This window comes from Petrotoga halophila DSM 16923 (assembly GCF_002924615.1).
The window spans coordinates 1-7,884 of record NZ_JALY01000091.1; the positions used below are offsets into that span (position 1 = coordinate 1).

At 31.8% G+C, this 7,884-nt stretch carries 10 protein-coding genes and 1 tRNA gene; 10 read left to right on the forward strand and 1 reads right to left on the reverse strand.

Features of this window, described 5'->3' with window-relative positions:
* Positions 1–65: 65 nt before the first annotated feature.
* From AA81_RS03975 to AA81_RS04015, 9 genes are all read left to right on the forward strand, one after another.
* Positions 66–1,073, forward strand: coding sequence for a DHH family phosphoesterase (locus AA81_RS03975; RefSeq protein WP_211292650.1), 1,008 nt, complete (start codon positions 66–68; stop codon positions 1,071–1,073).
* Positions 1,074–1,088: 15 nt separating this feature from the next.
* On the forward strand, positions 1,089–1,511 hold the full coding sequence (locus tag AA81_RS03980; RefSeq protein WP_103078500.1) for a Na+/H+ antiporter subunit E: 423 nt from the start codon (positions 1,089–1,091) through the stop codon (positions 1,509–1,511).
* Positions 1,512–1,549: 38 nt separating this feature from the next.
* A complete protein-coding gene (locus AA81_RS14870; protein ID WP_369333229.1) occupies positions 1,550–1,765 on the forward strand; it encodes a monovalent cation/H+ antiporter complex subunit F in 216 nt (71 codons plus the stop codon).
* Positions 1,762–2,046, forward strand: coding sequence for a monovalent cation/H(+) antiporter subunit G (locus AA81_RS03990; protein WP_103078502.1), 285 nt, complete (start codon positions 1,762–1,764; stop codon positions 2,044–2,046). The genes AA81_RS14870 and AA81_RS03990 overlap by 4 nt, the downstream gene beginning before the upstream one ends.
* On the forward strand, positions 2,043–2,828 hold the full coding sequence (locus tag AA81_RS03995) for a Na(+)/H(+) antiporter subunit B (RefSeq protein ID WP_103077761.1): 786 nt from the start codon (positions 2,043–2,045) through the stop codon (positions 2,826–2,828). Before AA81_RS03990 ends, AA81_RS03995 begins: the two co-directional genes overlap by 4 nt.
* Entirely contained in the window at positions 2,825–3,514 is a 690-nt protein-coding gene (locus tag AA81_RS04000) for an MnhB domain-containing protein (RefSeq protein ID WP_103077760.1), read from the forward strand. Before AA81_RS03995 ends, AA81_RS04000 begins: the two co-directional genes overlap by 4 nt.
* The gene (locus AA81_RS04005) at positions 3,511–3,846 is read left to right on the forward strand and encodes a cation:proton antiporter subunit C (RefSeq protein WP_103077759.1); all 336 of its coding nucleotides are present in this window, start codon (positions 3,511–3,513) and stop codon (positions 3,844–3,846) included. The genes AA81_RS04000 and AA81_RS04005 overlap by 4 nt, the downstream gene beginning before the upstream one ends.
* Positions 3,847–3,873: 27 nt before the next feature.
* Complete coding sequence (locus AA81_RS04010; RefSeq protein ID WP_103898285.1) at positions 3,874–5,304, forward strand: complex I subunit 5 family protein; 1,431 nt, start codon at positions 3,874–3,876, stop codon at positions 5,302–5,304.
* Between the two features lie 104 nt (positions 5,305–5,408).
* Entirely contained in the window at positions 5,409–6,719 is a 1,311-nt protein-coding gene (locus AA81_RS04015; protein WP_103898286.1) for a hypothetical protein, read from the forward strand.
* Positions 6,720–6,788: 69 nt separating this feature from the next.
* Here the strand turns inward: AA81_RS04015 and AA81_RS04020 are convergent.
* Positions 6,789–6,878, reverse strand: a tRNA-Leu gene (locus AA81_RS04020).
* 91 nt (positions 6,879–6,969) lie between these two features.
* On the opposite strand from AA81_RS04020, the gene AA81_RS04025 reads away from it, so the two are divergent.
* Complete coding sequence (locus AA81_RS04025; RefSeq protein WP_211292651.1) at positions 6,970–7,770, forward strand: hypothetical protein; 801 nt, start codon at positions 6,970–6,972, stop codon at positions 7,768–7,770.
* The last annotated feature ends 114 nt before the right edge of the window (positions 7,771–7,884 follow it).

The window sequence follows — 7,884 nt, forward strand, 5'->3', positions numbered from 1 at the left end:
AAGGTTGTATACAACGCTATAAAATTATTTTAATGAAAACCATCAAAAAGAACGGAGGAAAAAAGTTGTCTGAAAATCTAAAAGAGATCGTAGAAGAAATAAGTAAGAATGATAATGTTTTGATAGTAGGGCATATACTCCCAGATGGAGATGATGTGAGTAGTTTAGTATCGATGACTTTAGGATTAGAAAAATTGGGAAAAAATGTGACGGCCGTCATCGACGATGAAATTCCCGAATATCTTTTACAATTCCCTTTGGTTAAATCGAAGATCAAAAAGTTCGAAGATATTGAAGAAACAATTTATAAAAATTACGATATTATGGTAATTTTAGACTGTTCTTCACCGGATAGAATAGGAAGAATTGAAAAATTTTTAAATGCTTTTCATGTCCTTTTAATCGATCACCACGTAACAAATACATATTTTGGAAATTTGAACTGGGTAGACCCCAAGATGGCTTCAACCGCTCAAATGGTCTATAGAATATTAAGTTCTTTAAATGTTGAATACGACAAAGAACTAGCCACAATGAATTTGTTGGGAATAGCAACCGATACCGGCTTCTTTAAATATCAAAATGCTGACGTTTTAGTTTTCAAAGATGTCACTGAATTGATTGAAAAAGGAGCAAATATCAACGATATTTCAAATACCATATTAGATAACATACCATTAGAGCAGATCTATTTGTACAAAGACGTCATTTCCAATCTTAAACTTGCCTTAAATGGCCAAATTGCTTACTCTTTATTATCCCTGGATATGCTTTCCAAATACAACATTTTACCAAAAGATTCGCCTTCTTTTGTGGAAAATCTTAGATCCATAAGAGGCGTTGAGATTGCTATTGTATTTCAAGAATATGAAAAAGATTCTTATCATGTTTCATTAAGATCCAAAAAGTGGGCAGATGTATCCAAGATCGCCCTTAATTATGGTGGCGGCGGTCATCCACGAGCAGCTGGATTTTCAATTGAAACAAACGATATAAAACAAACAATGGAAGAAATTGTCGGTTATATATCTAAAACGATTGGAAATCTCAGTCGTAACTTAGCCTATCAATAAGGCACGGGAGTTTTTATGGCTTACATCTTTTTATTTATAATTTGGAGTGTTTTAATCAACGACTTTTCAGATCTTTCGTTAATTTTAGGAACTTTTGTTGTTATCATCACAATTAGAATTACCAACTTATTTTTTAAAAATACTACTTATGGGACTATACAAATATTGGTATATAGTTTGGGTAGCCTTTTAAAAATGTACAAAAATACATTTTCTTTTTTACCTTTGATACTCTTAAAAAGGTACTCGGGTTTATCTCATATAGACGTTAAAGGAAAATCTGATTTTGAAAAAGCTGCAATAGCAAATTCCATCTCATTGACCCCTAAAACACTTGTTTTATATGAAGAAGATGATAAGTTAATAGTCCATAAAGTTTCTTCAAATCCTGAAGAGGCACATATAGTGGATAATGTTTGGAAGGATGATATAATTTGATACATATACTAGAAATTTTTATCCTTTTATCCCTTTTTATGATTTTGATTAGGCTGATATTGACAAAATCAAAATGGGAAAAGGTACTTTCCTATTCTTCGTTCTCTTCAAAAGCGGTCATCCTGATGTTAGTTTTTTCTCTTGTTTCGGATCAATCTTTTCTTCTAGACGTTATAATTATTTTCTTAATTCTTAACATCTGGGGTGTTTTGATAGTATCCGCTTACCTGGAAAGAGGAGGTAATAAAAGATGATCGCCAACATTTTAATGGGAATGGGAATAATATTTCTGTTTGCGGGAACCTTAGGATTGTTTACGATGGAGGATTTCTATTCTAAAATTCAAGCAATTGGGATAGCAGATACAGTAGGAATAATCTCCGTTATAATCTCACTGATGCTCAAATATCCAGAAAACATGGCTAGATTACTCATATTATCTATCATTATTCTAGTTTTAAATCCAGCAATCTCCTCAATAATTGCTTATCACGCTGCAAAGTCTGGTGAAAAGGTGGGCAGAAAAATCAAGTGAACTATTCTATAATTTTTTTGTTTTTAAGTTTGATCGTTCTTTCATTATACATATTATCACAAAAAAGCTATATTAACGTGATCATCGGTTACGGAGTTTTTTCTGTAGCCACTTCTGTACTATTTTTTCTTCTGAATGCTCCGGATGTAGCTTTTGTTGAAATAACTATTGGTGCCGCTTTTGTTATTTTTATATATCTAATTGCCATAAAAAAGACTGCCGAGGTTAAGGTCTACTACATCGAAACACCTTATATGATAGAGGAAAAAGAAGGAAATTTATACGGATTTGAATACGAACTGATCAAAGAATTTTTGGAAAGAAAAGGATTGGATGCCGATTTTATAAAAGTAAACACCAAAGATCTTGAAGATCCTATAGATAACATAAACGACCATGGAGAAATTCTGGCTGGAGGAATAATTTTAGAAGATAATAATTATGAAAACATAATACCTTCCAACGGTATATTATTATCAAAATTATACGCTGTTGGTCAACCTAATAAAACTTGTTTAGGAATTTTTACGACGAACTTAAAATCACAAAGCTTTGAAGATTTGGATGATGATTTCATAATAGATGCGGTAAGATTCCGAAAAATAGTGATGGGAGGAGAAACGCTACTGTCCAAAAAAATAGAAATTATTAAAGATACTAGTTACAGGATAATTTTTTATAAAAGGGATAAATCTTTAGCAAGGGACTTCAACAAATTTTTGGAAGAAATAAAAAGTGACACCGTATACTATGAAAACCTTGTCAGGAGGTATATAGGTTGAAAAAGTACATTGTTTTAACCTTGACAATCATAATTTTCTTCGTTCTTGGATTAAATTTAAAAGTTGGAGATATGAAAAGTTTCTATGAATCTTCTGAAATCCTTACCGAAAATGGATCGATTAATATGGTTTCTGCTATTGTTCTTGATTATAGGATATACGACACCTTTTTTGAAATATTAGTTTTTACGGTGGTAATCATTGGTATTTCCGAATTTATAGGGAAAATTCCAACGGTTGCTTCCGACGACCAACAGATAATATACGATACACCAATCATAAAGGTTATAACTCCAATAATTTTTCAAATAATAGTCTTAATCTCTCTTTATATTGCGATAACCGGGCATATAGCCCCTGGTGGTGGATTTGCTGCAGGTACTATTCTAGGAACAGGTTTTCTTGCTGTTTCCCTGGTTAGACCAACGGATGAAATAGAAAACTTGTTTGTAAAATCTAAAATCGAGAAGCTAAAAATGTTGGTTCCTTTATTCATAATAATATACGGTTTATTAGGATATACTTGGGGAGATACAATTTTTTCTAATTTCCATCTAAATGGATATCCCGGGGAGCTGGCTAGTGGAGGGTCTGCCATTTTACTAAACTTTTTAATTTATTTCGAGGTTTTTGGTGGATCATGGACTATTCTGTATAGATTTTTAAAACATAAGGGGTTATTATGAATATTTTCTATATCCTGACCTTATCAATAATACTTATTGGCTTATTTGGAATTATCGTAAAGAAAGATCTTATCTTAATATTTATTAACCTCGGGGTATTCCAAGGGGGAATAGTTCTTTTTTTTGTTCTTTTAGCCTATGATGCAAATTCACCTATCATCAGCACACATCTACAAAGTTACGCAGACCCACTCATACATTCTTTTCTACTTACCGTTATAGTAATTGGATTTGCAAATTTGGCATTAATGTTAGTTTTTGCAATGATATTATCTTCCAAATTCAAGACCCTTGAGGTTGACGAAATTGAAAAGAAAGTCAAGAAAAAATAAAAAATCTCATAAGAACAGGAGCAAAACATGATTCTACTTGTATCTTTAATACCAATATCTTTCGGCATACTGACTTATATTTTTAAAAGAAAAACCACCATACTGGTGACAATTTCGTATATACTAACTTTCTTATTTCTTGCTATTTTTCAAGAAGGTTCATTTGTAATAGGAAACTATTCCGCACTTAAAGGTATCGAATTCACCTTTGACTTTACTATTAAGTTCTTACTTATTTTATTCAATGTTTTCTCTTTAATAACCTTTTTTAGAATCTATAAAAATTATGATCATGTGTTTTTCTCACTTTGGCTTCTATTGACAGGAAGTGTAAACGGTTTCTTTATGAGTAGAGATTTTTTCAACATATACGTTCATTTGGAGCTCGCCTCTATATTAACCTTTCTTTTATTATCATACGATAAGAATGAAATAAGAATATGGGCAGCTTTGAAGTACATGATGATGAGCTTAGTAGCCTTAAATTTCTATTTGATAGGGGTAGGAATTCTTTATTCAAATTCAGGTACCTTGAATCTAAATTACAACCTTTTAAATGGAATTAATACCTTTGCTTTCAGTTTTATCCTAACAGGGTTGTTAACTAAAGGCGGACTATTTTTTCTTTCTGGATGGTTACCCGATGCCCACACGGAGGCTGTAAAAGGAATCTCTCCTATATTATCAGGTATGATCGTTAAACTTCCTTTATTTATAATTTATTTACTCACACCATCTTTACCCCATGAACTTAAAAATTTTCTGTACTATTTCGCAGTTATAACTGCTATTTTGGCATCCATATTTACGTTGCTACAATACGATATCAAAAAATTTATGGCTTATTCTACAATGACTCAGATGAGTTATGGGCTGATGGTTATTCTACTCCAACCTTCTCTTTTCCCATATTTTATAGTTTTTCATATGTTCACCAAAGGATTTTTATTCATGATAGCCGAAGATATATACGAGAAAAACGGTACAAAAAATCTAAAAGAACTACAAGATTCACAAATATCCTTAGATACATTTTTTTTGCTTTTTTTCTTGCTCATGAACCTAGGAGGATTGTTCCCCTTTAGCCTTTATATCCTCAAGGATAATTTATCTTTATCCTATTTTTTAGAGATAAACATTTTCATCTTCGGAATGTACTTCTATAAATTATTAAGCACCTTTAAAGTGAAGAAGAAAAAATTTGAATACAAGTACTGGTATATGTTCATCTTCGCAATTTTAAACGTTGTATATATAACTTATTATTTCAAGATTATCGCTTCTGACCTATCTATCTTAAAAATAATGATTGGATATTTACTCTTTGCTGCAGGAATTCTATCGTTCATATTGTTAAGAAAAAAGGTAAGTTTGCCTCCAATAGATATATACAGTTTTGAGAACAGTTTTATCTATCAAATATCGTTTTTATTGCTTGCTTTGCTAATAGAAATGTAGACAAAAGTTTTCAATTATTTTGGAAATTTATGATAAAATAACATGGATAATATCAAAAAATAAATCAAAGGAGGTAATGTGCGTATTATCGCACGATGTAAATTATGAAAAAATTCTTATTTTCTTTTTTATTAGTAATTTTCATTTTTAGTATCACAATTTTTCCTCAAGACGTTTTAAAACTAGTCCCTTCAGATTCAAAAGCAGTAGTCTTAATAAATGATTTAGAAGGCACATACACAGATTTAAAAACTGTACCAACTATGAAAACTTTATTGCTAGAACCATTTAACGCAGAACTAATGATTTCTAATCTTGCTCAAATGTATTTTAACGCTTTAAAAATAGATTACGAAAGTTTTCTAAGTAATCTCAATGTTGACCTTTCGATTTTCGTTCAAGAACCCAAAGAAAATAATTATATTTTCGGTTTTTCCGTTGGCCCTTTAGAAAATCCCCAAACTTTTGCCTCAGATTTGGATAAATTATTAGAACCTTTGAAAGATTACGGAATTTCTTTTACCCCTATCTATCAAAGTATTGGAAATCAAAATTATCTTGTCATGGTTCAAAATAAAGAGGTATATTCTTCTTCTGAAAAAGGGGTTACTGATTTTGAAGAGATTCTTCCCACAAAAAAGGGGTTGTATTACAGAATAAACACCTCTGACTATCAAGGAGAAGGCTATTTTTACGTTAAAGATGGATTCTTAATAGGTGGAGGAAATGGAACTGCAGAAACAGAATTTATCGATAAAAACTTTGTAAAAGGGCCTCAAGAATATCCCTTCCTGGGTAGTATATTTTTTACCTCTGGTTTAATCCCAAAAGATTTAACAAATTACGCCGATTTCATAAATATAATAGTAGATTACAAAATCGTGGAAAATTTAATATCTCTTTCTCAAGGAGTAGAGGCTAACGTTGATTTAACTACGAGCAACGGTGCAATGCCGACAATTTCTAATGCAAGTAATGCAAGCTATTTAAAATTGAAAACTGACGCTAAAATAGACGAAATTATACCTATTTTGAATGAAAATAATATAAAATACAAAAAGACCAGCGAAAACATGATGGAATTTTATATAGAATCTGAGATTACAAATCAAAACGATGAAACAGAAATTTTAACTAATACTTTTTATGTTTGGAAAGACGAATACTTGATGCTTTCACAAATGAAACCAGATGAGCTTCAAAAACTTCTGAATGATAAACCAAAGCTTTCAGAGAATGAATTGTTCCAAAAATTAAGTGAACGAATTGGAACCGGGGATGTTACTTACGCCTTTGTGGATTTAACCCCTATTTTTCAAAACTATGTGCCGAATTTGAAAGGCCAATATGGCTTGTTACTAAATGTGAGTTCAATAGAAGAAAATAAGTTAAAAATTGATTTCATTGTGCAATAAGAAATCTTGATTAAAACTGGGTGAGATTCCTATAAAAGATTAAAGGGCATGCTTCCGCATGCCCTTTATTGGTGCCGAGGGCGGGAGTTGAACCCGCACGGGGTTCTCCACCCCAACGGATTTTGAGTCCGTCGCGTCTGCCAATTCCGCCACCTCGGCAATTCAAAGTTATTATACTATATTTATAGACTCTTGTCAATAGAAATTGAACCTTTGTAGGATAGCGAATGATTTAACGGGAGGGAGTTTTATGAAAAAAATGGCTATTATAGGTTTTGGCGCAGCTTCTATAGGTTTCTTAAAAGGACTACAAGAAGAGCAAAAGATTGATCATTACAAGATAGATATTTATGAAAAAGGTGAAAATTTAGAAAGTGCAGGATTTGGCGGTTTGAAATACGATGGGAAATTATTCATTTCAAAAGAAATGGGGGGAGACTTAGTCATCCCGTTGAATATTCAAAAGAAGGTTGTGGAATATTATCTCACAAAATCTGGCTTAGCAAAGTTGGACGATCATAAAAAATTAGAGCTTTCTAATAAATTAGAAAAAGGCGATTCTTTTGAAAATAAAGAGTTATATAAAAGGTTCTACGATGCTGATTTCGAACCCGTAAGATCTCACTTTTTTCATCTGGGTACAGAGTTGCTAATAGAAACGGTAAAAAACATTTTCGAAGAATTTTCAAAATTCAATAACATTAATTTTATTTTTGGTGAGGAAGTTATCAAAATTATTCCTGGTACAGAGGTTGTCGTAGTAACAAATAGTGGCATTGAAAAAACCTATGACAAGGTCGTTGTTGCAGTTGGCAGAAGAGGCCACAAATTAGTATCCGATATGGTCAAAGATCATCCTGATTTAGTCTTATCAAATGATAAGGTTGATCTTGGTGTCAGATTTGAACTTCCTAATCATATAGTGGACTACCTAAACAAAGAGATGTACGAATTCAAAATTAGGCTAAAAACCAAAACAGGCTATATTGTGAGAACTTTTTGCAACAATACCTGGCGGAGAGGCACAACTGACGCTGCCGACGAATACTAACGTGGAATAATCGATTATCACAGCATTATTAGAAAAAAAAAAGTAAGATAAGAGAACACAATGAGAAAACAAAGCAGAAAAACAACTGAGAAGAAGTAAAACTAAAATACAATA

Bases quoted from the DNA above. Each gene is read 5' to 3' on its own strand.
- AA81_RS03980 (WP_103078500.1), top strand. From the start codon at position 1,089: ATGGCTTACATCTTTTTATTTATAATTTGGAGTGTTTTAATCAACGAC.
- AA81_RS14870 (WP_369333229.1), top strand. From the start codon at position 1,550: ATGATTTTGATTAGGCTGATATTGACAAAATCAAAATGGGAAAAGGTA.
- AA81_RS03990 (WP_103078502.1), top strand. From the start codon at position 1,762: ATGATCGCCAACATTTTAATGGGAATGGGAATAATATTTCTGTTTGCG.
- AA81_RS04005 (WP_103077759.1), top strand. From the start codon at position 3,511: ATGAATATTTTCTATATCCTGACCTTATCAATAATACTTATTGGCTTA.
- AA81_RS04010 (WP_103898285.1), top strand. From the start codon at position 3,874: ATGATTCTACTTGTATCTTTAATACCAATATCTTTCGGCATACTGACT.
- AA81_RS04015 (WP_103898286.1), top strand. From the start codon at position 5,409: ATGAAAAAATTCTTATTTTCTTTTTTATTAGTAATTTTCATTTTTAGT.
- AA81_RS04025 (WP_211292651.1), top strand. From the start codon at position 6,970: ATGAAAAAAATGGCTATTATAGGTTTTGGCGCAGCTTCTATAGGTTTC.